26 protein-coding genes are annotated in these 23,740 nt (G+C 58.8%); 13 read left to right on the top strand and 13 right to left on the bottom strand.

What is annotated here, in order from left to right:
* Nucleotides 1-7 precede the first annotated feature (7 nt).
* From RUH64_RS03985 to tpx, 4 genes are all read right to left on the bottom strand, one after another.
* Complete coding sequence (locus RUH64_RS03985) at nt 8-940, bottom strand: PfkB family carbohydrate kinase (protein ID WP_313811488.1); 933 nt, start codon at nt 938-940, stop codon at nt 8-10.
* Nucleotides 937-1,875 carry an ROK family protein gene (locus RUH64_RS03980; RefSeq protein WP_313811486.1) on the bottom strand — a complete coding sequence of 313 codons (939 nt, stop codon included), beginning with the start codon at nt 1,873-1,875 and terminating at the stop codon, nt 937-939. Before RUH64_RS03980 ends, RUH64_RS03985 begins: the two co-directional genes overlap by 4 nt.
* A gap of 5 nt (nt 1,876-1,880) precedes the next feature.
* Complete coding sequence (locus tag RUH64_RS03975) at nt 1,881-2,783, bottom strand: sugar isomerase (RefSeq protein ID WP_313811484.1); 903 nt, start codon at nt 2,781-2,783, stop codon at nt 1,881-1,883.
* A gap of 276 nt (nt 2,784-3,059) precedes the next feature.
* Nucleotides 3,060-3,557 (bottom strand): thiol peroxidase, encoded by a 498-nt coding sequence (gene tpx, locus RUH64_RS03970; protein WP_313811482.1) that lies wholly within the window; start codon nt 3,555-3,557, stop codon nt 3,060-3,062.
* Between the two features lie 96 nt (nt 3,558-3,653).
* Between tpx and RUH64_RS03965 the strand changes: the two genes are divergently transcribed.
* Nucleotides 3,654-4,298: a class I SAM-dependent methyltransferase gene (locus RUH64_RS03965; RefSeq protein WP_313811480.1), complete on the top strand. Its 645-nt coding sequence runs from the start codon at nt 3,654-3,656 to the stop codon at nt 4,296-4,298.
* 215 nt (nt 4,299-4,513) lie between these two features.
* On the opposite strand, the gene RUH64_RS03960 is transcribed toward RUH64_RS03965, so the two are convergent.
* On the bottom strand, nt 4,514-4,768 hold the full coding sequence (locus RUH64_RS03960; RefSeq protein WP_313811478.1) for a hypothetical protein: 255 nt from the start codon (nt 4,766-4,768) through the stop codon (nt 4,514-4,516).
* Nucleotides 4,761-5,381 (bottom strand): hypothetical protein, encoded by a 621-nt coding sequence (locus tag RUH64_RS03955; protein WP_313811477.1) that lies wholly within the window; start codon nt 5,379-5,381, stop codon nt 4,761-4,763. The genes RUH64_RS03960 and RUH64_RS03955 overlap by 8 nt, the downstream gene beginning before the upstream one ends.
* Before the next feature lie 175 nt (nt 5,382-5,556).
* Here RUH64_RS03955 and RUH64_RS03950 point away from each other — a divergent pair, with 175 nt between their 5' ends.
* On the top strand, nt 5,557-5,715 hold the full coding sequence (locus tag RUH64_RS03950) for a hypothetical protein (RefSeq protein ID WP_313811476.1): 159 nt from the start codon (nt 5,557-5,559) through the stop codon (nt 5,713-5,715).
* Here RUH64_RS03950 and hutI read toward each other — a convergent pair.
* The 3 genes from hutI to tdh all read right to left on the bottom strand — a co-directional run bounded on the left by hutI (nt 5,702) and on the right by tdh (nt 9,371).
* Nucleotides 5,702-6,898 (bottom strand): imidazolonepropionase, encoded by a 1,197-nt coding sequence (gene hutI / locus RUH64_RS03945; RefSeq protein ID WP_313811475.1) that lies wholly within the window; start codon nt 6,896-6,898, stop codon nt 5,702-5,704. The genes RUH64_RS03950 and hutI overlap by 14 nt on opposite strands.
* 166 nt (nt 6,899-7,064) lie before the next feature.
* A complete protein-coding gene (locus RUH64_RS03940; RefSeq protein WP_313811474.1) occupies nt 7,065-8,282 on the bottom strand; it encodes a glycine C-acetyltransferase in 1,218 nt (405 codons plus the stop codon).
* Between the two features lie 36 nt (nt 8,283-8,318).
* Nucleotides 8,319-9,371 (bottom strand): L-threonine 3-dehydrogenase, encoded by a 1,053-nt coding sequence (tdh, locus tag RUH64_RS03935; RefSeq protein WP_313811472.1) that lies wholly within the window; start codon nt 9,369-9,371, stop codon nt 8,319-8,321.
* Between the two features lie 135 nt (nt 9,372-9,506).
* Here tdh and RUH64_RS03930 point away from each other — a divergent pair, with 135 nt between their 5' ends.
* Nucleotides 9,507-10,412, top strand: coding sequence for a LysR family transcriptional regulator (locus tag RUH64_RS03930; RefSeq protein WP_313811470.1), 906 nt, complete (start codon nt 9,507-9,509; stop codon nt 10,410-10,412).
* Here the strand turns inward: RUH64_RS03930 and RUH64_RS03925 are convergent.
* Entirely contained in the window at nt 10,405-10,848 is a 444-nt protein-coding gene (locus RUH64_RS03925) for a GNAT family N-acetyltransferase (RefSeq protein WP_313811468.1), read from the bottom strand. The two genes, RUH64_RS03930 and RUH64_RS03925, sit on opposite strands and share 8 nt — an antisense overlap.
* A gap of 92 nt (nt 10,849-10,940) precedes the next feature.
* Here RUH64_RS03925 and RUH64_RS03920 point away from each other — a divergent pair, with 92 nt between their 5' ends.
* The 8 genes from RUH64_RS03920 to RUH64_RS03885 all read left to right on the top strand — a co-directional run bounded on the left by RUH64_RS03920 (nt 10,941) and on the right by RUH64_RS03885 (nt 19,067).
* On the top strand, nt 10,941-11,546 hold the full coding sequence (locus RUH64_RS03920; RefSeq protein ID WP_313811467.1) for a GNAT family protein: 606 nt from the start codon (nt 10,941-10,943) through the stop codon (nt 11,544-11,546).
* A 392-nt stretch (nt 11,547-11,938) separates the two neighbouring features.
* Complete coding sequence (locus tag RUH64_RS03915; protein ID WP_313811466.1) at nt 11,939-12,880, top strand: ABC transporter substrate-binding protein; 942 nt, start codon at nt 11,939-11,941, stop codon at nt 12,878-12,880.
* 89 nt (nt 12,881-12,969) lie between these two features.
* Nucleotides 12,970-13,779 (top strand): hypothetical protein, encoded by an 810-nt coding sequence (locus RUH64_RS03910; RefSeq protein WP_313811465.1) that lies wholly within the window; start codon nt 12,970-12,972, stop codon nt 13,777-13,779.
* Nucleotides 13,772-14,623, top strand: coding sequence for an SAM-dependent methyltransferase (locus RUH64_RS03905; protein WP_313811464.1), 852 nt, complete (start codon nt 13,772-13,774; stop codon nt 14,621-14,623). The genes RUH64_RS03910 and RUH64_RS03905 overlap by 8 nt, the downstream gene beginning before the upstream one ends.
* Nucleotides 14,620-15,915: an opine metallophore biosynthesis dehydrogenase gene (locus RUH64_RS03900; RefSeq protein ID WP_313811463.1), complete on the top strand. Its 1,296-nt coding sequence runs from the start codon at nt 14,620-14,622 to the stop codon at nt 15,913-15,915. Before RUH64_RS03905 ends, RUH64_RS03900 begins: the two co-directional genes overlap by 4 nt.
* Nucleotides 15,912-17,147: an MFS transporter gene (locus RUH64_RS03895; protein ID WP_313811461.1), complete on the top strand. Its 1,236-nt coding sequence runs from the start codon at nt 15,912-15,914 to the stop codon at nt 17,145-17,147. The genes RUH64_RS03900 and RUH64_RS03895 overlap by 4 nt, the downstream gene beginning before the upstream one ends.
* On the top strand, nt 17,144-18,244 hold the full coding sequence (locus RUH64_RS03890; protein WP_313811459.1) for an iron ABC transporter permease: 1,101 nt from the start codon (nt 17,144-17,146) through the stop codon (nt 18,242-18,244). The genes RUH64_RS03895 and RUH64_RS03890 overlap by 4 nt, the downstream gene beginning before the upstream one ends.
* Nucleotides 18,245-18,272: 28 nt before the next feature.
* On the top strand, nt 18,273-19,067 hold the full coding sequence (locus RUH64_RS03885) for an ABC transporter ATP-binding protein (RefSeq protein WP_313811457.1): 795 nt from the start codon (nt 18,273-18,275) through the stop codon (nt 19,065-19,067).
* Nucleotides 19,068-19,141: 74 nt separating this feature from the next.
* On the opposite strand, the gene RUH64_RS03880 is transcribed toward RUH64_RS03885, so the two are convergent.
* Together RUH64_RS03880 and RUH64_RS03875 are read right to left on the bottom strand one after the other, a co-directional pair.
* The gene (locus RUH64_RS03880) at nt 19,142-19,972 is read right to left on the bottom strand and encodes an aldo/keto reductase (protein ID WP_313811456.1); all 831 of its coding nucleotides are present in this window, start codon (nt 19,970-19,972) and stop codon (nt 19,142-19,144) included.
* A gap of 54 nt (nt 19,973-20,026) precedes the next feature.
* Nucleotides 20,027-21,208 (bottom strand): MFS transporter, encoded by a 1,182-nt coding sequence (locus RUH64_RS03875; protein ID WP_313811454.1) that lies wholly within the window; start codon nt 21,206-21,208, stop codon nt 20,027-20,029.
* Nucleotides 21,209-21,323: 115 nt separating this feature from the next.
* Here RUH64_RS03875 and RUH64_RS03870 point away from each other — a divergent pair, with 115 nt between their 5' ends.
* Together RUH64_RS03870 and RUH64_RS03865 are read left to right on the top strand one after the other, a co-directional pair.
* Complete coding sequence (locus tag RUH64_RS03870; protein WP_313811453.1) at nt 21,324-21,770, top strand: MarR family transcriptional regulator; 447 nt, start codon at nt 21,324-21,326, stop codon at nt 21,768-21,770.
* A gap of 24 nt (nt 21,771-21,794) precedes the next feature.
* The gene (locus tag RUH64_RS03865; protein WP_313811451.1) at nt 21,795-22,466 is read left to right on the top strand and encodes an HAD family phosphatase; all 672 of its coding nucleotides are present in this window, start codon (nt 21,795-21,797) and stop codon (nt 22,464-22,466) included.
* Nucleotides 22,467-22,521: 55 nt separating this feature from the next.
* On the opposite strand, the gene RUH64_RS03860 is transcribed toward RUH64_RS03865, so the two are convergent.
* Nucleotides 22,522-23,703 carry a Gfo/Idh/MocA family oxidoreductase gene (locus RUH64_RS03860; RefSeq protein ID WP_313811450.1) on the bottom strand — a complete coding sequence of 394 codons (1,182 nt, stop codon included), beginning with the start codon at nt 23,701-23,703 and terminating at the stop codon, nt 22,522-22,524.
* Nucleotides 23,704-23,740 lie beyond the last annotated feature (37 nt).

Genomic DNA, 23,740 nt, shown 5'->3' with positions numbered 1-23,740 from the left:
TACTCCTTTAAATGTCCTCGCCCTCGGGCAAGATCCGATAGACGACCTCTTGGTTCAAGGTCTGAGTTTCTGGTGAGAGTACACCAGCGGTGGGCATAAGCACGGTAGATGCAGACCAGCCCACTGCACGGCGCAAGGTATCCTCGCGATTCGACCGCGCAAATTTGCTGGCAAGGATTGCCGCGACTGCGGAATCTCCCGCACCGGTGGGATTGCCAGTGAGAGCGCGCCCGAGCCGAGCGTGCGCGACCAGCGGAGTTTCTTGGGTGAAATGGTAGATCCCGCGCTCTGCTGCGCTCAAGTAAATTTCGGCAGCTCCCCGCTGCAGCAGCTGTGCCGCGCCGTCAATCAATGTCGCGGCTCCCGTGGCAGCCAAAAGCTCATGCTCGTTGGGCTTGAGCACCGCCCCGCTGGAGGCGGCCTCCAACATCAGGGGCCCACTGGTATCGACCATCGTGTAGATGCCGCGTTCGGTTGCCTCCGTGATGAAAGAGCGAATCAGCGCAGGGTCTGTGGCTGCGGGCCACGATCCACAAATGGCCACGGCATCCGCCCCCTCCAACAGTTCCACATAACTGGCGTGAAGTTGTTCCCATTCCTGCGTGGACAGCGGGCTGCCTGCCTCGTTGAAGACGCTGGTGGTGTTGGCTTGGGGATCGAAGAATGACATGGATCGACGGGTGTCCGCCGCTGTTGGAACCGCGGTGAATGGCACCTTGGCCGATTGCAGTTCCTCGACAAATTCTCGACCGGTACGCCCGCCGCTTGGGAAGATCGCGTGCGTCGGGTACTGCTGGGCATGCAAAACCCTGGCAACGTTCAGCCCTTTTCCACCTGCCTGCCGATGCAGCAGTGAGACTCGGTGGCTGCTATCGATTGAGGCTCCCGGAGCCGCATAGGTTTCATCCATTGCGGGGTTGGGTGTGAAGGCAAGGATCATGAGGCCTGCCCAGCCGATGCCTGGTTGACTTCACGCGCAAGAATCAGTGCGCCTTGTAGACCGGCGTCGGCACCGAGGTGGGCGGAAATGAGGCGCGGCATGCGGTGGAAGGAGAGCCTTCGCCGCAGCGACTTTTCAAGTTCGGCGAAAAATCCCGGTCCGGCCTGTGCCAATCCGCCACCGAGTACGATGCCTTCGGGAGCGACCGAGGAGCACAGCTGCGCCATGGTGAAGGTCAACGCTTCCACAGCATCATTGATGATGCCTGCGGCGAGCTCGTCGCCGGCCGCGCGGGCGGCAAAAACTTCCTTCGCCCCAACGCTCACGCCTGTTTTATCGCCGTAACGCTTGGCGATAGCGCCCGCCGATCCAACGGTTTCAAGGCATCCGGTTGCACCGCAGGCGCAGTCGAATCCGCCTGGCACCTGAGAGTGGCCCAGTTCCCCGGCATATCCGCCGGCGCTGATCAACCGGCCGTCAACCATCAGCGCCGAGGCAATCCCGGTTCCGATGATCATCACCACTGCATTGCGGCGCAGAGCCTCATCCTTGGCCCCGCTGCCCAACTCAAGTTCTGCCCGCGCGGCAAGAGATACGTCGTGGCCGAAGCCCACGGGAAGCCCAAGAGCCTGGGAGGTCATTGACTTCAAGGGGGCGTTGCGCCAACCGAGGTTGGCGGAGAATATGCCAATGCCTTCCTCGGAATCAACCAACCCACAAACAATCAGTCCCGCGGATGACGCGGTGGCGCCGGTGTCTTCTTGCAGTCGGCGGCCAAGCTGTTCAAGCTGTGCCACCAGGACGGTGGCCGCATTTTCTGGTGCGACCTTATGGGTGGGCTCACGCAAGACCTGCAGCACTTCCCCGTTGCTATTGGCCAGCCCCGCCTTGATGTCGGTTCCTCCGACGTCAAAGAGCAGGAAATGTTCGTTCATGGCCGTTAGCCTTCCAGGATGACCGATCGGGTCAGATTGCGTGGACTGTCCGGGTCGAGGTTGCGTGCGCGGGCACGGTCAAGGGTCACCCGGTGGATATAGGCAAGGTCTGCCAGCGGGTGGCGATCCTCATTAATATAGATGGCGCCAGTGCGTTCGACGTCGACGTTCAGGCCCTCCGGCTGCGCTCCAAGCATCCATGTCACCCTGTTGGGAGCTGCGATGGAAATTGGTCCGTGGCGGTAGTCCATGGCGGGATAAGCTTCGGTCCATCCCTGTACTGCTTCGCGCATCTTCAAGGCTGCTTCATGGGCAAGTCCAACCGAGAAGCCTCGACCGAGGAAGGTGAATTGTTCAGCGTCAATGAGCTCCTGGGGAGTCTGCTGCACAACCAATGCGGCTGCCTGCTCGATCGCCGCGTTGAGATCTTCACCAAGGCTTGAAAGCAGATAGGACAATGCGGTCGTGGCAAATCGAGTTTGCACCACAGACTGTTCATCCGCGTAGGGCAGCTCGATGACGGCATCGACTTTACCCACGATCGGTGAGGCGGTATCCCCAATAATCGCAACGGTGCGCAGGCTTCCATCCAGCTCGTCGAGCAGCTGCAGTACCTCAGATGTGGTCCCGGAACGGGTGATGGCGACCAAAACATCATAGTTTCGGGTGGCGATACGCGCTTCCGAGGCGGCGAAGGCATCGGTGACCCCGAGGCCCGCAGCTTCACGAGCCGCAGCGTAGGCTTCTGCCATGAACCAGGAGGTGCCACAGCCGACGACCGCCACAGACAGCCCATGGGCGGGAAGCAGATCTTCTGCTTGTTGCTGCTCAATGGCTCGCCGCCACATCTGAGGCTGCGAGACTAATTCTTCTTCCATGTGCGCACCCAGTGCTGACCGCTCACTCATCTACCGTCTCCCTCGTCCTCGTTTTTGCGACCGGCATGGCAGCCGGTGAAGTCTCTTTGATGTTTTATGATCATTTTTAGTAAAGAACAATCATAAGCAATCTATAAAGAGTATAGGGATAGATGGTGCACTTGGAAATCCCCTGAGGGAAAGAAGTAAAGAAACTTGCGTGCCACCACGATCCGGACATCAAAAAAACGACGCCTCCCAAGACTTGAGTGTCTTGAGAAACGTCGCCTGATCGTTTCGACGGCGCTAACGTCGTCGAAGTGTCACCTAGCTCAATGCTGCGATTGCTGCATCGTAGTTAGGCTCGGTGGTGATTTCTGGAACTACCTCGGTGTATACAACCTTGCCGGCTTCGTCCAGTACGACAACGGAGCGGGCGAAGAGGCCAGCCAGTGGACCGTCGGCCTGGGTCACACCGTAATCTGCGCCGAAGCTCGAACGGAACGCGGAGGTAGGTACAACGTTCTCGATGCCCTCGGCGCCGCAGAAACGGCCCAGAGCGAATGGAAGGTCAGCGGAAGCGGTCACCACGGTGGTGTTCTCCAGACCAGCTGCAAGTTCGTTGAAACGACGAACGCTGGCGGCGCACACGCCGGTATCCACCGATGGGAAGATATTAAGCACAACGCGACGGCCGGCCAGCGAGTCGCTGGTGACGTCAGCCAAGTCGGTGCCGGTAAGAGTAAAAGCAGGAGCCTGCGAGCCAACGGCTGGCAGTTCTCCAACGGTCTGAACAGGGGTTCCCTGGAAAGCAGTATTAGCCATGATTCTTGTTTATCACGAATGAGCTTTTGGTTGCCATATGTGTACTTTCTGGCACGCTTATAAGTCGCATGCGCAGCTTCATGTCAGACTTTATCCATGGATGCCGAGACCGACTATGCCGGGTACACGCGGAAGATGCTCAAGCTGGCACAGGTCGGCGTCGACTTAGAGGTAGATGTTCGATTCGTCGATATGCTGACCCCAAGACAGGCTCGAATTCTCGATATTGGATGTGGTATCGGCAGCGCTGTCGCTGGTTTGCGTGCTCGTGGCCATCAGGCATTCGGCATAGATCCGATTCCCGAATTATTCCAGGCGGCAACGGCACTGCATGAACCACACTGGTTCAGGCAGATGGATGCGGGCTCACTAGACAAGTCGGACTTGATTGCCACGGGATTGCCGGCAACATTTGACGCCTTGATGGCTACCGGAAATGTCCCGGAATTCTTAACTCCGCTCGAAATTGAGCAAGTATTCACCTTCGCGCGTGAACGACTCAGCACGATTGGTTCTCTCGTGATTGGGACGACGACTCACGGCAAGCACGGGCCAAACTTTCTGGATCAGACGGCGCGGCGATCGGGAATGCAGCTTCAACAACGCTTCGCAGATTGGCATCTCAACCCGTTCGTCGACGGCACGCCTTGGTCGGTCAGCGTCTATACGCTCGTAGGTGCCAGGGAACCATTCCCCGCTCCCGACGGAAAATTCATCTTGCCTGAGCACAACAAAGATTAGCCGGGAAACCGAGACCCTTACCCATTGCCCGAGTTTCCTCCTGTAGTCCAGTCAGATCAGTACTTGGCAATCAGCTCCATGGGCGAAGACAGGCTCTGTTGCCACGACTTCGCATGTGAAAACCTAGGCTTTAAGGGAATCAACCTCGAGCAATAAATAAAAGTCAAAGATAGGCAACGAAAATACCCACCAGCTTGATTCGGCGCGTCTTTTCATTAGGCAATTTTGTGGCCGGAAGGAACATAGTTGGCGAGGGCCACAATGGCGTCGCTTGGAGGCTGACCAGTGATTTCGGACATCTTCACCACGGTTTTTGCACTTTCTTGAACGAACCTAAAGTCCTTGATCGGGTAACGCTTTGTCAGCGGACTATTATTTTCGTCGAGAACGATGTAGTTGCCTTGAAGCTGGACAACTATAACACCTTCACGGTTCTCCACCGATCGAATACTTTCATGTTTCTTAGCCATCATGTTCCTCCTCTCGTCCTTCAATAGTACGCCGGGAAATTATTGGGAGCTTCAAGCCTTCGGACGTATCAAGATGCCTACCACTGGTCCCTGCAGAGGCTTCCTTAGTAGTTAGTATTGCTTTTCGTTGCCCTTCGAGGTCAGCCAATTCAGCATCATTCAAAGACTCAGGAACAACACCAGTAAGGCTCTCATCCAAGATCTCTTGAAGCATTGTCTTTTCAGCTTCAGAAACCCTCCAGCCGTACTTCTTAGCGATTCTTGCGATTCGCTTGTGCTCCCTACTTTTTTCCTCGGTGTCTTTCAGCTCCGCCCACGGACCGAGTAGCGAGAACAAAATTTTAGATCCAGTGAAATTCTCTGAGGCAGTGCCGTAAGTCAACCCAATCCCATACTGCGCACGCTTCCACCATTGGTCAGCGTCATCCACACGTGCCCTATAACGAAGAGTACGGTAGGCAAGAAAGGAAGCCGTCCCCACGGCGACGAATGTGCCAATTGGAGCAACTTCTGCCAAAGCTTTTGCCCCGGGATTCATCCATGCCCAGAAACTGTCCACCTTGTCGGCAGACAGACTAAGGAACCACCCCGTGGCACACAACAGAGCAGCCACGAGTACCCACTGAAGAACCCGTCTTACTACCATGCACAAACATTAACCGTCGCTACCGACATATGTATGGACAACCATTGGTTCGGCCATTGTGGGCAATTGGACCAATATCGCGAAACCAAATGCGTGTTAACTACTAATTACCAGCGCTTAGCAGGGCAGCTAATCTCCTGCAATGGGGCGCACGGCCGGCATCAGTCGCAGCGCACAGCAGCTTTCCGCAGTGACCGCCACCAACTTGCACGGCGGCGGATTCGCCAGCATCGTACAGACACAGGATTTGTTGGCGGCGGTCACCGAAGAAAATCTAGGTGGACTTTTTAGCCCGCGTTGACCAGCGCACCGCCCTGGTAGACGCTGTGAGTCAGGTTCATTCCCGGGCGGTAGGCAAGGTGGGCAGCCACTGGCGCATCGAGCACATGCAGATCGGCACGCTTGCCCACTTCAACGGAACCGACCTGATCTGCCACGCCCAGTGCCAGCGCGCCACCGTAGGTGGCTGCCTCAATGGCTTCGTCAAGCGACAGGTGCATCTGCAGTACGGCGGTTGCCACGCAGAAGTTCATGTTGCTGGTGTAGCTGGTGCCGGGGTTGCAGTTGCTAGCCAGGGCGATCTGGACACCAGCGTCGAGCAGTTCGCGCCCCGGAGCCAGCGGCTGGCGGGTGGACAGGTCGCAGGCTGGAAGGCAGGTCGCGACGGTGCCGACGTCACCGGTACGGGTGGCGGCATCCCAGCCGGTCCAGGTGCCGGCCAGAGCATCGACGTCCTCCTGGTCGAGGTAGTTCACGTGGTCCACCGAGGCGCTGCCGAATTCAACTGCAATCTTGACGCCCGGGCCCGGGCCCAGCTGGTTTCCGTGCACCTTGGTGGCAATGCCGTGGGCCACGGCGGAAGTCAGCACCGTGCGGGTCTGCTCTTCGTTGAAGGCGCCGCGCTCGCAGAAGACATCGACGAAGTCTACATTGGCGGCCACGGCGTCCATCATGGGACCGGCTACCAGCGCGGTGTATTCGTCGGCATCCTGTCCGGCGGGAACCAGGTGCGCGCCCAAGAATGTCAGGTTCTCCACCAGCGGCTTGGCCAGCGCCGCATGCCGGGTTTCCTCCGAGAGGTTCAGACCATACCCGGTTTTGGTCTCCATCCAGGTGGTGCCCATGGCCAGGGCCTCGCGGCGGCGGGCGGCCACCAGGTCTGCCAGCTGGGTGTCGGTCTGGGCGCGGGTAGCTTCGGTGGTCACCGCGATGCCGCCTGCGGCGTAGGACTGGCCGGCCATGCGTGCAGCGAATTCTTCGGCGCGGTCCCCGGCGAAGATCAGGTGGCTGTGGGAATCAACCCAGCCCGGGAGCACTGCGCGGCCACCCAGGTCGTGGACCTCGTCCGAGGCCGGAGCCTCAGCCGCAGTGCCGACCCAGCTGATCAGGCCATCTTCAATGAGTACAGCCGCATCGGTGATGACGGTGTGCGCGGCATCAACGGTATTCAGCTGTGAGATGTTGGTCAGCAGCAGCGTGGCCATGGATCTGTCCCCTTAGTAAGTGGTGTCGCATTCTGGTCGGGCGGCAGGCCCTTGGATGAGCCTAGCGCGGTTTTAAATGCGGCAGGGGCCGCCATCCGCCGGGACCGTCTGGGATTACAGACAGCTCCGACCGATCGACGGCCCCGTGGGCACGACGTCCGGGCGCTTAGGCTCCGAGCACCGCTTCGCGGCTGGCGATGAATGCCTGCACGCAGGCCTCGATGTCCGACTCGCTGTGCGCAGCAGAGAGCTGGACTCGGATGCGGGCCAAGCCCTTGGGAACCACCGGGTAGGAGAAGGCGGTGACGAAGACGCCGCGCTCAAGCATCTGCTCGGCCACCTTACCTGCCACCACCGCATCGCCGAACATCACCGGGATGATCGCGTGCTCGCCTTCCAACAGTTCAAAACCTGCCTCCGCCATCTTGGTGCGGAACAGGGTGGCGTTGGCGAAGAGCTTTTCGCGCAGCTCTCCGGAGTCCACAACAAGATCCAGCGCCTTAGAGGTCGCCGCAACGATCGACGGGGCCAGCGAGTTGGAGAACAGGTAAGGACGCGCCTTCTGGCGCAGCATCGCAACGATTTCACCGCGGCCCGAAACATAGCCGCCCGAGGCACCGCCCAATGCCTTGCCGAAGGTGCCGGTGTAGATATCGACGCGGTCCGAGACTCCTGCGTGTTCCGGGGTGCCGGCGCCGGTGGACCCCATGAAGCCCACCGCGTGGGAGTCGTCCACCATGACCAGTGCGTTGTACTTCTCTGCCAGGTCGCAGATGGCTTCCAGGGGTGCCAGGTAGCCGTCCATGGAGAATACGCCGTCGGTGACGATGATGGTGCGGCGTGCGCCCTTGCCGTCGTTCATGGCGGCGGCCGCCTGCAGCTGGGTTTCCAGGTCTGCCATGTCCTGGTTGGCGTAGCGGAAGCGGGCAGCCTTGGACAGTCGGATGCCGTCGATGATCGATGCATGGTTCAGCGCATCGGAGATGATGGCGTCCTCCTTGCCGAACAACGACTCGAAGACACCTCCATTGGCGTCGAAGCAGCTGGAGAACAAGATGGTGTCCTCGGTGCCCAGGAACGAGGAAAGCTTGGCTTCCAGTTCCAGGTGCATGTCCTGGGTGCCGCAAATGAAGCGGACCGACGCCATGCCGAAGCCCCGGTCGTCCATGGCCTGCTTGGCGGCGGCGATAATGCGCTCGTCATCGGCCAGACCAAGGTAGTTATTGGCGCAGAAGTTCAGCACCTTGCGGGCGTCGTCGCCCAACGAACCGGCCAGAATCGAGGCCGACTGCGCCGAATCGATGTGGCGCTCTGCCTTGAACAGGCCTGCGGTCTTCAGCTCTGCCAGTTCCCCGGCGAGCTGTTCCTTGAGATCGGTGTACATGGGTACTACTTTCTTGTCAGAAAACTAGTCGGAAAATTACTTGGAGAAGACGGTCCAGTCCAGGACCACCTTGCCGCCGTGGCCGGAACGGGCGGCGTTGAAGCCGTCCTGCCATTCGCTGGCCGGCACGAAGTCGGTGACCACCGAGGAGATGCGTTCGCGCATGACGTCGGAGCTGGTGAGCATGGCGCTCATGGCGTACCAGGTCTCGAACATTTCACGTCCGTAGATGCCGCGCAGGGTCAGCATGTGGGTGACGACCTTGCCCCAGTTGATGTCAATGGATTCACTGGGCAGGCCGAGCATGCAGATCTTGCCGCCGTGGTTCATGTTTTCGATCATTTCCGGCAGCGCGGTCTTGTGGCCGGACATTTCCATGCCGTAGTCGAAGCCTTCCACCATGCCCAGCTCCTGCTGGGCCTCCTTGATGCGCTGCTGGGCGACGTTGACGGCCAGGTCGATGCCCATGGTCTTGGCCAGTTCCAGGCGCTGTTCCGAAATATCGGTGATGGCGATCTTGCGGGCGCCGATATGGCGGGCCACTGCGGCTGCCATCAGGCCGATGGGACCTGCGCCGGTAATCAGCACGTCTTCGCCGACCATGGGGAACTGCAGCGCGGTGTGCACTGCGTTGCCGAAAGGATCGAAGATCGCTCCCAGCAGCGGGGTGATGCGCTCGTCGCGGTGCACGTAGACATTGCTTTCAGGGATGGAGACGTATTCGGCGAAAGCGCCGTCGCGCTGCACACCCACGGAACTGACGTTGATGCACATCTGCTTGCGGCCGGCACGGCAGTTGCGGCACAGCCCACAGACAATGTGTCCTTCACCGGAGACGCGATCGCCGATCTTGACGTTCTGCACGAAGTCGCCCACCTCGACGACTTCGCCGTAGAACTCATGGCCCGGGACCAGCGGGGTGTTGATCATGGCCTTGGCGGCTTCGTCATAGGCTTCGATGTGCAGGTCGGTGCCGCAGATTCCGGTGGTCATCACGCGGATCTTTACGTCGTGGACGCCAACCTCTGGCTCTGGACGGTCAACGAGTTCTAGACCTGCATGCGGGCCGGACTTATAAAGTGCTTTCATCAAGGCGTCCTTAGGTGTTAGAGGTTGCGAGCAACACACAACGAAGTGATTCACTTCAAGTGTCGCACCGGCACCCCCGCTAAAACACCTTAGATAATCCTCGATTTACTGATTTCACGATTTAGTATTTACTTCATGGAATTACATCAGCTGAAGATCCTGCGTGAGCTGGCGGATTTGGGCAGCGTGAACGCGGTGGCCAAGGCCCTGTACGTCTCCCCTTCCGCGGTGTCCCAGCATTTGGCTCAGCTGCAGCGAGGGTTCGGCGAACCACTGACTCGGAAAGACGGGCGCCGCCTGGTGCTTACGGCCGAGGGCAAAATACTCGCCGCAGCGGCTGGTGCCGTGGCATCGACCTTGGCGCAGGCCAGCGCGAAGATTCAGAGTCAGGATCAGGACCGCAAAACGCCGGTGAAGATTTCGGGTTTCCACTCAATCGGGCAAACGATCTTTGCTCCGCTTCTGGCCTTCCCCGAAGGCCAGTTGCCGCCGTTGCACTTTTCGGATGAAGATGTCTCGCAGCAGGATTTCCCGGGCCTGACCTCTATCTACGATCTTGTCTTGGCCCATCGCATGCCGCATACAGCGCCATGGCCAGAGAATCATGTTGCGGTGATCCCACTGGCATTCGAGCCTTTGGACATCGCCCTGCATCGCGACCACCCATTGGCCAAGCTCGAGCAGCTCTCCCCCGCCCAGGTCATTGGCGAACGCTGGGTAGTCTCACGCTCTGGCTATTCCCCGGCCGACGTGCTGGAGACCATCGCAGCTCTTGCCGGCAGCGCCCCGCAAATCGAACATCGAGTCAACGATTACGCCACTGCCGGAGCACTGGTTGAAGCCAGCGGCTGCCTGGGAATCCTGCCTCGCTATACCGCGCGGCGCTCATTGGATGAATCGGTGACTTTACGACCAATCAAAGGATTGAATTCAGGTAGACAAATCGACCTTTTGGTTCGGGCGGAACACCTGCACCGTGCGCCGGTAGTTGAGGTCATTGAGGCAATCAGAAGTACTGTACAGCGGCTGGTGATCAGCTAGTCGGCTGCACTGGCAGCTGCATGCCTCGCGAGGGTGAAATCTCGTGGAAACCAACTTTTTCATAAAGCCTGCGCCCGGGCGGATCAGCAATCAACGTGATGTAGGGATTTTCTGGTGCGCTGGATCGAATCTTTGCGATTAGGTTGTCGATGATCTTACGCCCCAGTCCCATGCCCTGAAACTCGGGAAGCGTTGCCATATCGGCGATGTGAAAGTACCAACCTCCATCGCCAATCACTCGCCCCATGGCCACCGCCCGGCCGGTATCGCTATCGCGCAGGTGGCAGAAGTACCAGCTGTTCGCTATTGCGCCTTGGCCTTGCTCAGGCGATTTGGGCGAAAGCCCCGATTCACTGCGCAGGGCCAAATAGTCATCCAAGGTGGGCGGTTGTTCGATGAGCTGAAATTTCTTCACAATCTTTCCTTTGATCGTCATTGCTTATGCATCATCCTAGGAACGAGGCCCGACACTCTAAGAATCCCTACGGGTCAGTATCCTGTGACGCGACGCACGCATAAGGTATTCCCATGCCAAATTTCGAGCCCCTAACCCTTCGGGGAAGACTAGTCACCCTTGAACCGCTGTCCGTTGACCATCATGATGGCCTAGTAGAAGCCGCTAGCGACGGTGAATTGTGGAATCTCTGGTACACCTCGGTACCACGACCCGAGGCGATGGCTGCGGAAATTGATAAGCGACTGAAAATGCAGGCCGAAGGGTCAATGCTTGCATTCACTACTCGCCTCAACGACCCCACGAGCGGTGAGCCAGGCCAGATCATCGGCATGACCACCTACTGCGACGTCGACCTGTCGGTTCCCAAGGTGGAAATCGGCTACACCTGGAACGCGGCAAGCGTCCACGGCACCGGCACCAACGCAGAAAGCAAACGACTGCTCCTGGCCCACGCCTTCGAGCAGATGAAGTGCGAAGTGGTGGTGTTCTGCACCCACTGGATGAACCAGCAATCCCGGGCGGCCATCAGCCGTCTCGGCGCCAAGCAGGACGGAGTATTGCGAGCTCATACCCGGATGTCCGACGGCTCGCTGCGCGACACCGTCGTCTTTTCAATTCTCGCCTCCGAATGGCCGCAGGTACGCAACGAGCTGGACCGCAGGCTCGATCGGCACTAAATCACCCGCACCGCCACAGCGGGCCAAACTTAATATTTCACGCTCGGCCGGAACCCTCCGGTCGAGTTTTTCTTTGCACCACAGACTGCCTCGAATTCGCCATTCTGCTCCATGCCTGGGCGCATCTTGCCTGCAAAGGGAGTGAAAACACCTAGCCACACAGCACTCCGGAGGCGCGCGATTGACTTGTGAAAGCATTTCTCTCGCCTTGACTATTGAGAATAATTCTCATTAGCATTTAGCTCGAACGTCACATCCAGATGCAGAGAAACACCAGTTTTCTTTGCCCACCATGAATTGAGGCCCCTCCTTTGCGCAGAATAAATTTGTGGCAGACCACGCTTCCTGCCGTTTTCCTACTGACGCTCACATCCTGCGGAGCTTCCAGCGGTATGGCCCAGGAGTCAATCTCTTCGTCTCCCGGCACCCCTGTTGTTCTAGACAGCTGCGGCCGCCAAGTGGAATTCGAGGGCCAACCGAAGAGTGTTTTCGCGGTAGGTTCCGAAGCTCCTTCGCTCTTGACTGCTGCCGGCGCCGGCGACAAGCTCACCCACTACGCCGGAAGCTTGAACGTCCCGTTTGACAGCAGCACCAGTCAAGCCGTCGCCAACGCCGAAAGGGTCGTCGAGGACTCACATCATGTGTCCTATGAGATGATCATCAATTCAGGAGCCGATGTAGTCATTGGTACAGACATCACCTCAGGCGTCGACTTGAATTCCTTGGCCGAACGCCTAGAGGAAGCTGGTGTCAAAATGCTGACGGTCAGCGGCTATTGTGCAGGCTTCGAGGATCGATCCACCGGCGGACTGAGCGGCTTCGAACAGATCTACCGCGACGTGGAATCCTACGGGAAACTTTTTGGTACCGAACAGGCAGCCGACGAAGCGGTTGATGCTATGCGTGGCCGCGTCGACGCCGCAGCAGCAAAGGTTCAGCACTCCTCCGAAGAACGCGCGTTGCCCTTATACGTGCCTGCAGCCGGAACCCTGGGGTCCTATGGTCATGAATCACTGATTTCAGAGCAACTGGAACTTCTCGGAATGAACAACGTTTTCAGCGATGTCGATAAGCGTTATTTCGAGCCTTCCACGGAAAACCTCGTTTCCAGCTCGGCCGACAAGGTCTTTGCGCTGTATCTCCCCACCGGGTCTTCGTCACTAGAGAATGATGAGCAGGTCATTGAAGATCTCCGCCAACGTCCAGAACTCAACGGACTGCCTGCCGTCGACACCGCAGGAGCGGTCATGCCCTTGAACTACTATTATTCTTCACCGGGCCCACTGGCCATCAACGGCGTTGAACTGCTGGCAGACCGGTTGGCAGGCCAGTGACGCTGAAAACTGCACGACACGACGCCGCACCGCCCCAGCCCGCCGCAGCCACCAGTCGCCGGCGAAGTACCTCTCGGAACATCATTCAAGTGGAATTCGTCAAACTGAATCCAACCTCGAATTCCACGGTCCTGGTCACCAGCCGACACCCGGTGCAGCACTATCAAACAATTGCCGAACAGCTGCTGCGGGTCGAACACCTGCACGCAGAACAAATTGGCTTCGTGCTTCCCCCGGAGTCGGACCAGGCTCACTTGCGGCTAATCATGGCCGGCGGAGAATATTGCGTCAACGCCTGCATGGCACTGGCAGCCCTCCACGCGTCGGCGCGTTCTAACGTAGCATCACTGGATTTGGTGCTGGAAGCCTCGGGAACCAACGAACCTACCTCCTGCCGCGTCGAACCGACCGCGATGGGATTCCGCTGCCGGATGGGCATCGCCTCGCCATTGCAGATCGAGCCCTATCCGTTTCCCACACAGCATGGCGGCTCAAGCTTGGTGAAATTCCACGACTCCGTTCATCTGGTGGTTGAAGCCCCTGCGATCACTCAGACCCTTCGTCGCCACGCCCTAGCAACGGCCCAACGCCTCGCAGCCAGTGAAGCTGCCAGCGTCATTGGCGTCATGCTCTACAACCCCACCGAAAATGCCATCGTTCCCTTGGTGAATGTTCCTGCAGTGGGAAGCATGATCTGGGAAGGAAGCTGCGGTTCGGGAACTGCGGCCCTCGGGGCTTTTTTGGCAGCTCGATGTCGACAATCGGTATCGCTCAGCGTGAGGCAGCCGGGCGGCAGTCTCCACGTCGCCGCCAGCTACCGGGCGGGAGCAGTCACCGACCTGCAGGTCACCGGAGAAGTAACTATCGTCGCCGAAGGAAAGGCCTATGTTCATGTCTAAACTTTTGACCGATCCCCCGCAGAAACACACTGCGAAGGCGCAGGAAATGCGCGTCGCATTAGAAAAATTTGTGCCGCGATTCGAATCATCCATCAGAGACTACGATGGATCAACGCTCACCGTCCAGGCGCTCGACGAGCTGCTGGGCGAATACTCGACCTTCACTACACACGCTCCGGTCTTCGAGGCTTTCTCCGACTTCTCGGCCCAGCCTGGAAGCGAGGAACTCATCATTCGGCTACGCGAACTTTCGGCTCGCGGCGTGGCCATCATGGAGAAATACCGCGCACTTCATCTACTTGCCGGCAGGAGCAGCTCTGCCGAGTACTTCTTGAATATCGAGTCGTGCATCGCCGAAGAGTTCGGTGCTGTGGCTCCGACCGCCACGTCACGAATTCTTCTCATCGGCTGCGGCGCTTTCCCCATGACGCTCCTGAGAACCGCCCAGCATACCGGTGCTTCAGCCTGCGGAATTGATATCGACGGGGAAGCCCTCGAACTAGGCCGCCAAGTGGTTGATCTCCTCGGTGATGGGTTGGAGATCAGATTGTCGGGACAGCGTATCGATGAACTGGAAGAGATCGGACAGGTGACCCACGTCGTCATCAGTTCTACAGTTTCCGTGAAATACGAACTGCTTCAGCAACTTCACGCCCTGACCCGACAGGACGTCGTGGTGGCGATGCGCTTCGGCGACCATCTGAAATCTCTTTTCAACTATCCAAGCCAACCAGTCGACTCCGCACTGTGGCACCTGGAGCGGATCGTCAGCCAGCCGAATCAAGTCTTCGATATTGCACTGTATGTAAAACCTGAACCCAAGATCCAGGAGCCTAGATCATGAACGAATTGGGATCAATACTAATCGCCGGTACAGGTCCAACCGCAGTTCAAATGTCGGTACTGCTGGGACGGCTGCGCGGCACCGTGGGACTCGTTGGCCGGAGCACTCGACGCTCGCAACAGTTTTTCCAGGACCTTTCCGACGCCGATGGCTTTTTGACCGCCACCGTTCAAAATGCCGCGCATCAAGCGCTCGCTGGACAGCAGCGCATCGAGCATCGATTCATCGACTTTGAGACGGTCAGCGGCGAGTGGAAAACCTTGGTCCTCACCGTTCCTGCCAACGCATACCTCCCGGTGCTGCGCCGGATGCCGGCCGCGGTGCTTGAACGCATCGAACGGGTCGTGCTGCTCTCCCCCACCTTGGGGTCTGGTGCGTTGGTGCACGAATACCTGAACTCCCGGGCACTACCCGTCGAAGTCATCAGCCTTTCAAGCTATCTCGGCGACAGCCGATGGCCCGAAGCAAAACCAGGCATCACCGTCCTGACAACCGGCGTCAAGGCGCGAATCTACTCGGGGTCGACCCTCCATAACTCACAGTCCCTGCAATATCTGCGCACGCTATTTGAATCGGTCGGCACCGACCTTCAGCTCGTGGATCTACCTCTGGATGCCGAGGCCAGGAACATATCATTGTATGTACACCCGGCCCTCTTCATGAATGATGTTTCCCTTAACGCCGTCTTCAATCCATCGGGGCCCCAACAGTTTGTCTACAAGCTTTATCCCGAAGGTCCCATCACCCCGACGCTGATTCACTGCATGGTTGACTACTGGAGAGAATTAACCAACCTTGTCCGTGCCTTGGGTGGGAGCGGCATCAATCTGCTTGAGTTCATGCTCGCCGATGGGTACAGGATCCGCCCTGAAAGCATCGCAGCGGAATTAGTTTCATCTTTTGAATCTCTTGCACCGATACACCAGGAATATTTGGTGTACGTCCGCTATGCATCATTGCTGATCGATCCATATTCCGCCCCTGATGCTGCGGGACGATACTTTGATTTCTCAGCCATCCCCATTCGCCCCATTTTTGTCGATGAGTCCGGCCATTGGGACATCCCTCGAATGCCTAAGGAAGATTACTACCGCACCAAAATCATCCAGGGCTTCGCCCAGAAGCTTTCGGTGGACTGCCCAACCATAGACAAGCTCGTAGGTAATTATGAATCTGTGCTTCAACGCAGCGCAGGGCAGCTGGGTGCGCAACCGAAAACGTCAGCTTTTGAGCCGCAGGAGTTCTCCGAGGATCTCTCCATTGCCTTAACGAAGGCTGGTGTTAAGGCATGAGCAGTACGCGAATGAACCCCCGCCTGGAGCTTCCCAGCGAACGCAGCATTATCGCCGCGGTCTGGCCCGCGTTGCTCGCCTCCGCGCTGGGCCTGCTGCCGTTTACCCTATTGTCGACGTTCCTGATACCCATGGCGCAATGGGCTGGTGCCGAGGTGGCAGAGATCGGATCGCTGCGCGGCCTAGCTGGGATCGGCGCAGTCATCGTCGGTGTTGTCCTCGCTCCTTTAATTGGTCGGATCCTCCCGGGAACGGTGGCTGCCGCCTCGCTGGTGCTTTTGGGCCTAGCTGCCATTATCGGCACCTTCTCGGGGACCTGGGCCCTTGCGACATTCTGCCTAGCCACAGGCATGTCCAATGCCTTGCTGTACCCGGCCTTGTCCACCGCTGCGGCGGATCGCCTTGGAGAGGGCCCTGCCGCCGGCCGAGCCGCAACACTGGTGATGACAGCGCAGACCCTTGCCTCTACCGCCGGTGCGCCACTATTGGTGTTGCCTGCCATGTGGTGGGGTTGGCAAGGAAACCTCGTCGCCATCGCCATTGCTGCTTTCGCATTGGCGCCAGCCCTGCTGCGTTTTGGCAGGCAGGGCACTCAACCCGGACCTCCCAAACCTGCACTGAAATATGCGGCGGCATTCAGGACGCTGGGCCGTATCCGCGGCGCTAGGGCGCTGCTGCTGGTTTCCTTTGGACGAGCTGGGGCATTTATGGGGCATCTCGCTTTCCTTGCGCCACTGTATGCGGAGAAGTTCCAGCTCTCAACCGGCTGGTTCGCATGCGTCTGGTCGCTGAGCGGCGGCTCGTTCTTCCTTGGCCATCTGTTGGCCGGTCGCATGCTGAATGCCGAAGGGGCTGCGCCGAGGCCACGGATCTGGATGGTCGCCTGTTTGGGAACTTCGTTGGCTGCCCTGCTTTGCGTTTATTTTGCTCCGGTTCTTCCACTGGCGCTTGCCGGTACCGCGGTACTTTCGGCCAGCCATGCAGTCGTCGCAGCGGCAGTAACTTCACTGCTGGTGCAACGCTGTTCCGAAGTCCGAGGGACGGCCCTAAGCCTGAACGCGGCCGGCATGAGTCTGGGCCTGTTCCTTGGCACCGGAGCCTGCGGTGTGGCTCTTGCCATGGGTGGCTATTCAGCTGCCTGCGCCGTGCTTGTTGGGTTCACAATCCTATCCCTAATTGCCGCCGTCAACGTGGGTTCATCGCTCGCTGAACCGGTAAGGCAGGGTTCATGATGCAGAAGCAATCCGAACTGCCTTTAGTCGGCACCGGTCTCGCCCCTGACGATCTGGAGCACCGTCGAAGAAGGCGCAATTCCCTGTGGTGGGTCGTTGGACTCGGCATGCTTCTCGTTGCCACCTTGTTGCTGTCCATCGGGATGGGTCCGGTGGCCGTTCCGCTTGAGACCGTGCTGCAAATTTTCAGCAGACAGTTGACTGGGGCACCGCAGCTTTCGACGTGGAGCCCCTCTCAGGAGTCGATCATCTTGCTGCTGCGCACACCGCGTGTACTTCTGGGGGCAGCGGTCGGAGCAGGTTTGGCACTCTGTGGTGTCGCATTGCAGGCGCTGACCCGCAACATCCTCGCAGAACCCTACCTGCTGGGAGTCACCTCCGGTGCCTCAGCCGTCTCAGCCTCATTGATCCTTTTCGGGGCGGGTGCCGGCATTGGTTCGGTGTCATTGGCGTCGGGCGCATTTCTCGGTGCGCTGACCGCCGGAATTGCTGTCTTTATGCTGGCCCGCGTCGGATCGCAGATGACGTCGGTACGTTTGGTGCTTGCCGGGGTGTCGGTCGGCTACGTGCTCAACGCGCTCACGTCTCTCTTGATTTTTGCTTCCGACGACCCAAATGCCGGGCGCTCGGTGCTGTTCTGGACCTTGGGATCCCTGACCCAGGCCACCGGAGCATCGGCGCTCACTACTTGGGTTGTCGTGGTGCTTGCCCTCTTTGTACTGCTCTATTGGGCTAGGCCACTGGACGCGTTGGCCTCCGGCGATGCTACTGCACAGACGTTGGGGATTTCTCCGACCAGGCTTCGGGCAGCGGTCATGATCGTGACGGCTTTGTGCGTCGGGGCGCTGGTGGCAGCTTCCGGAGGCATTGGCTTTGTGGGGCTGATCGTTCCGCATATTGCCCGTTTGTGCGTGGGAGCTACACACCGCAAGTTGCTCCCGGTGGCTGCGCTGCTCGGTGCGATCTTTTTGGTCTGGGCTGATGTGCTGGCCCGTGTTCTGGTAGCACCGCAGGAACTGCCGCTTGGGATCGTCACAGCTTTGTTAGGCGCCCCGCTGCTGTTCATCTTGGTGCGCAGACTCAATTCAAACAGCTAGTTTTTACCTTCCAAAGGCGGTGTTACAGATGATCTCAGCCTCCGACGTGTCTGTTGGATATGACGGACAAATGATTGTTCACGGTGCGGGACTCCACGTTGAAAGCGGCGAGGTCCTCGGACTGATCGGACCGAACGGCAGCGGCAAGAGCACATTGCTCAAAACTCTTTACGCGGCCCTGCGCCCTCGAACTGGGCTCATTACCCTGGATGGGGAGCGCATAGGCGATCTGCGGGGCTCTGCTTTGGCGCGACGCATGGCAGTGGTGGCGCAGGAGACACCGGGCGACCTTCCTGTATCGGTGGCCGAAACAGTACTCTTGGGACGTTCTCCACATCGCGGCGCCCTTGCTTCATTCACGGTAGACGACCACCGCACGGCTGCCTCGGCCCTGAGCCTGCTCGGCGTTCGGCACCTTGCAGATCGAAGCTACGCGACGCTTTCGGGCGGAGAGAAGCAGCGTGTGCTCATGGCCCGGGCCATAGCGCAGCAGGCAGATCACCTGTTGCTTGACGAACCGACCAATCACTTGGATATTCGGTATCAACATGAACTGTTGGATCTTGTGGGGCGGCTTGGACTGACAACCGTAGTTGTCCTGCATGATCTAAATTTGGCAGCCCGCTACTGCACCAAGCTCGTTCTCTTATCTGAAGGGCAAATCGTGGCTGCTGGAACACCGGCTGATGTCTTGAAGCCAGATCTGCTGAACGATGTATATGGAATTCATGCCGAACCGGTGTATGCGCACGGATGCCTGCAATTGATCTTCAGCATTCCGTCCAATCAGCATGCAATGGCAGCAGGAAAACCAGATCATTAAATGTTCGTTGCTCCCGCCGTGCTGACTGGCGGGAGCAACGATCATATATTTTGGCCTAGGGCCACATTGTCAGATCAGCCGTTGAACTGCTCCGGGTGTGGGCCGGTGCGGCCATCGCGGTCCAGTGCGTCGATGCTTGCCAGCTCGTCGCTGGTCAGCTCGAAGCCGAACAGGTCGAGGTTGGCTGCAATGCGGCTTGGCGTGACCGATTTGGGGATGATCACCCGTCCTTCCTGCAGGTGCCAGCGCAGGATGACCTGTGCCGCGGTGACCTTGTGGCCCGCGGCGATTTCTAGGATGGTCTCGTCGGTGAGCATGGCACCCTGCGCCAGTGGGCTCCATGCCTCGGTCACGATGCCGTGCTCGGCGTTGGCTGCGATGACCTCGCGGTTCTGCAGGGCCGGGTGCAGTTCCACCTGATTGACCACTGGAACAATCGTCGAAGCCTCGATCAGTTTGTCCAGGTGTGCAGGCTGGAAGTTGGAAACGCCGATGGCGCGAATCTTCTTCTCTGCATACAGCTTCTCCAACGCCTTCCAAGAATCAACATAGAGGTCCTTGGCAGGTGCTGGCCAGTGGATGAGGTACAGGTCCAAATAGTCCAGGCCCAAGCGCTGAAGGCTCTGTTCAAAGGCTTTCAGCGTCTGATCGTAGCCCAGGTCCGCGATCCACAGCTTGGAGGTGATGAACAGATCTTCGCGGGCAATTCCGGATTCGGCCAGTGCCTTGCCCACGCCCTCCTCATTGCCGTAAATGGCGGCGGTGTCGATGCTGCGATAACCGGCCTTCAGCGCGTCGGCCACTGCGGCGGTGGTTTCTTCGTTCGGAACCTGGAAGACGCCGAAACCTACCTGTGGCATTTCTACGCCGTTGTTCAGAGTGACTGTTGGGATTGCGGTAGTCATGAGACTCTCCTTTGTGGGTGGTTTATCGAAGATGAAAAGTTTAAAAATTTGAGGTTAGTTGGCTGCTACGAGGGTTGGCTGCGCAGCTTCGCTTTTCTTGGCCAGGGTGGCGGCCACGAACATCACCAGCAGCGCCGTAACGGTGATCGTCGCACCGATCCAGATCGGCGAGGTGTAGCCAAGCCCGGCTGCAATGCCCACGCCGCCGGCCCAGGCGCCCAGTGCGTTGCCGACGTTGAAGGCGCCGATGTTTGCACCCGAGGCGAGGGTGGGAGCCGAACCGGCGTACTTCATGATGCGGGACTGCAGGCCTGGCACCGTACCGAACCCAAAGCCACCCATGAGGAACAGGGAGATGATGGTCGCCATTTGACTGGAGGCCAATGCGCCGAAGCCGATGAGCACTACCAGCAGCCCAGCGATGAAGATCAGCAAGGAGCGGTCGATGTTGCCGTCCGCCATGCGTCCGCCAAGCCAGTTGCCCACAAACAATCCAACGCCGAAGAGCACCAGTAGCCATGGCACGGTGGCCGAATCGAATCCTGAAACCTCGGTCAGCGTGTAGGCAATGTAGGTGAAGGCGCCGAACATGCCACCGTAGCCGAGGACGGTCACTGCCAGTGACAGCCAGACCTGCACCGAGCGGAACGCGCCTAGTTCCTTGCGCAGCGAGATTTCATCAGCTGCATGCTTGAGCACCGGCACGAGCAACAGGATGCCGATCAGCGCGAGTACTCCGATGCCCGAGATAGCCCAAAAGGTTGCACGCCAGCCAGCCTGCTGGCCGAGGAAGGTGCCAAACGGCACGCCGAGCACGTTGGCTGCGGTCAGACCGGTGAACATGATGGCAATGGCCCGAGCTTTCTTATCGCTGGGCACCAGATCTGCCGCAACCACCGAACCGATGCCGAAGAAGGCGCCGTGACACAGGGCCGCGATGACTCGGCCGATCATTGCCACCTCGTAGCTCGGGGCAATGGCGGTGAGTGTGTTTCCAACGATGAACAGCACCAGCAGGCCAACAAGAACCGGCTTGCGTGGCAGACGGACGGTGGCAGCGGTCAAACCTAGGGCACCGAGGACGACGCTCAATGCGTAACCGGAAATGAGCCAGCCGGCGGCCGCCTCGCTGACGCCGAAGTCGGCGGCAACTTCGGGCAGCAGACCCATGATCACGAATTCGGTGAGGCCGATGCCGAAGGCACCGATGGCCAGTGCAATAAGGCCGAGCGGCATAGCGTTACTCCTGATAGACTAGAGAAAGATAGTTGCAGACGCTTGTTATTGCGTCAACGAATACTATAGTTGCACACGCAACTAACAAGCGCAAGCAATGATCTGGAGGGGAATCATGGGAATCGCAGACGACGCAGTTGAAATCCGCGCCCGCGGATGGCGCACTTTGGCGGCTTTACACGGAATTATCGACGCGGCGCTGGAAAAAGACCTCAGCAAAGAAGTAGGTCTTTCTGTGGTCGAGTACACACTTTTGGACGCGCTGAACCGACAGGACGGCTGGCACATGCGCATGGCTCAGCTGGCCCGCGCCACCGCTCTGAGCCCCAGCGCCACCACTCGTCTGGTAACCCGTCTTGAAGACCGCAACCTGCTTTCACGCGTTTTGTGCGCGGATGACCGCCGCGGCATCTACACGGAACTGACTCCGGTCGGCCTGGAGCTGTACCAGCGGGCCAAGCCGATTCACGACTCAACACTTGAGCGCGTGCTGGCAGAAGCAGAAGAGCAGCCGGAACTCGCTCCCCTGGCAAGGATCCTGCACCAGATTCCCGCCGCCTAGTACCTCTCGAAAGGACCACCAATCGTGGAACCCAAATTCTCTGCCGTACTCTTTGACTGCGACGGAGTCCTCGTGGACTCGGAGTCGATTACCAATTCGGTGTTGCGGCAGATGCTGATCGAGATGGGTTGGGATATCAGCGTCGAGGAGTGCATCCGCATCTTCATCGGCAAGGCGCTGAAGGATCAATGGGAACCGATCTTGGAGCACACCGGCGTGCGCATCGACGACGCATGGATCAGTTCCTTCCGCGCCCGGCGCGACGCTGCACTGCGCACGGACCTGCAGGCCATTGAGGGTGCGGTCCAGGCGGTGGAGGCCATTCACGAGGTCTATGGCGAGAAGATTGCCTGCGTCACAGGTGCCGACCGCGCCAAGGTCGAAATGCAGTTGGAACTGGCAGGATTGACCCGATTCTTCGGTGATCGTGTATTCAGCGGCATGGAGTGCGCCAAGAGCAAGCCGGCACCCGACGTTTATTTGGCGGCCGCGTCGTCACTGGGCATCGACCCATCCCACGCATTGGTCATTGAAGACACTGCCACCGGAGCTTCCGCGGGCATCGGCGCCGGGGCGACGGTCTTCGGCTTCTCCAACATTGGACCGACCAGCACCGATCCTCAGAAGCTGCGCGACGCTGGAGTCTCTCGCGTTTTCGGCGCCATGAGTGAGCTTCCCGCGTTGGCTGTTCAGTAGAGACCAGCGAATAATCGCTCAGAATCCCACCCTCGTAGGATTCTGAGCGATTCTTTTAACCGACTCGTTCGGCCGACTGGTTGGCCGCGAAGTATTGCAGCGCCTGCTCCCCCAGTTCTGGGATATACATGGTTTCGCCCTTCGAGCGCAGCGATCTTGCCCCGAGGTCCCCTACTGCCACGGCTGCGCGCGCCGCCACCGGCGAGGTTTCGGTGGCACCACCGTCTCTGGCAAATCTTAAGAACTCTGCAATCAGGTTCGGGTCGGCTCCTCCGTGGTCTGCTTCGTCGCCTAGGACCTCGATTTTCTGGTCGGGTTCGGCAAAGCCGTGGGTGGTTCGTGTGGTCCAGACGTGAATGAAGTCTCCAGGTCCGTCGCCGAAGTTTTCAATCCTCCCCTTGGTGCCGATCACCGTGTAGTTGCGCCAGTAGTCGGGGGTGAAGTGGCACTGCTGATAGGAGGCCAGCACACCGTTATCGAGTTTCATCTGCACCATGGAGATGTCTTCTACATCCAGCTTTGGATTCAGGTCAGTCTGAGCGGTGGGCGGCCAGTTATCTAGGGAGAACCAGTCGCGCAACCGACGGTCTGAATTATCACGGCGGCTGGTGACATCCCCATAGACGGCCAGCGCGCCGATGCCTGAGACCTGGGTGCTGTACCCGCCAGCCAGCCAGTGAATCACGTCGATGTCGTGGGCTCCCTTCTGCAGCAGCAGCGTATTGCTGAAGCGGCGTTCGGCATGCCAGTCCTTGAAGTAGTAGTCTCCGCCGTTGCCCACGAAATGGCGGCACCAGACTGCTTTGACTTCGCCGATCGTTCCCTCGTCGATGATCTGCTTCATCTGCCAGATCACCGGCATATGGCGCATGTTGTGTCCGACGTAGAGTCGGGTTCCGGTGTGCTGGGCCGTGGTAAGAATTTCATCGGCTGCCTCGACGCTGACATCCAATGGTTTCTCGACGAAGGTGGGGATCCCCGCTTCCAACGTCCGCACCACCACCTCCCTATGGGTGTAGTCCGGAGTCAGCACCAACACCGCGTCGAGTTCCGAATCCAGGAGCACCTGCAGATCGTCGGTGATCTGGGCCTGGGGCAAGGCTGTCTTGGCATCTTCGCGTCCGCGCTGTGAAGTGTCGCAGACGATGCTCACTACGCTGCCCTCCCCGGGGCGCTGCAGGTGGCGATGCAATGAGGACCGCAATCCAAATCCAATAATTCCGACCTTGAGGTCCATGAAAATTCTCCTTAAATATTGAGTGTCAGCAAAGGCT

It is taken from the genome of Glutamicibacter sp. (assembly GCF_032154645.1).
In the GTDB taxonomy this organism is placed as follows: Bacteria; Actinomycetota; Actinomycetes; order Actinomycetales; family Micrococcaceae; genus Glutamicibacter.
This window is presented reverse-complemented; position numbering and strand designations above follow the sequence as displayed.